Genomic DNA, 552 nt, shown 5'->3' on the forward strand with positions numbered 1-552 from the left:
GGTGAAGAGCCGTTTATTGTGCCAATGGCAATTCCAATGATTGCTGGCCCATCAGTGATTGCCGCGTTGCTTCTGCTTTCTTCCCAGCATCCCGACAAACTGGTCGAACTTTCAGCGTCAGTGGTGATTGCGTGGGGCGCGACCTTCTTTATTTTGATGTTCTATGGCTTTTTCAATCGTCTGTTGGGCGAACGCGGTCTGAAAGCGGTGGAACGCTTAATGGGCTTGTTATTGGTGATGATTTCCACCCAGATGTTCCTAGATGGTGTGAAAAGCTATTTGGGATAAATCAAAGACAACAAAAAGCCGCTCCAGTGAGCGGCTTTCTTTATGACGATGTTTACATCATGTGTTTACGACGAATGTCGAGCAGGGCAAAAATACCAAAAATCAAGATGGAATACTTTTCCCAACTGCTCATCTGAATCTTATCGCCAAATGCACCAATGAAGATCGCCATTTGCAAACCGTGCATGATGAACAAGAAGGCTGTCATGATGTACAGCGCAATCGCAGCATTACCTGGAAATGGCATCACAATATTCAGAATCA

The 552-nt window shown here is 45.3% G+C and carries 2 protein-coding genes; one reads left to right on the forward strand and one right to left on the reverse strand.

Annotated features, from left to right (window positions below; all coding sequences use genetic code 11):
• On the forward strand, positions 1-288 hold a 288-nt coding region (locus tag R7R78_RS28730), incomplete at its 5' end, for a MarC family protein (protein ID WP_318119817.1).
• 52 nt (positions 289-340) lie between these two features.
• Here the strand turns inward: R7R78_RS28730 and R7R78_RS28735 are convergent.
• Positions 341-550 carry a DUF1145 domain-containing protein gene (locus tag R7R78_RS28735; RefSeq protein ID WP_225474923.1) on the reverse strand — a complete coding sequence of 70 codons (210 nt, stop codon included), beginning with the start codon at positions 548-550 and terminating at the stop codon, positions 341-343.
• Positions 551-552: the final 2 nt, after the last annotated feature.

Source organism: Vibrio sp. 2134-1, from assembly GCF_033339495.1.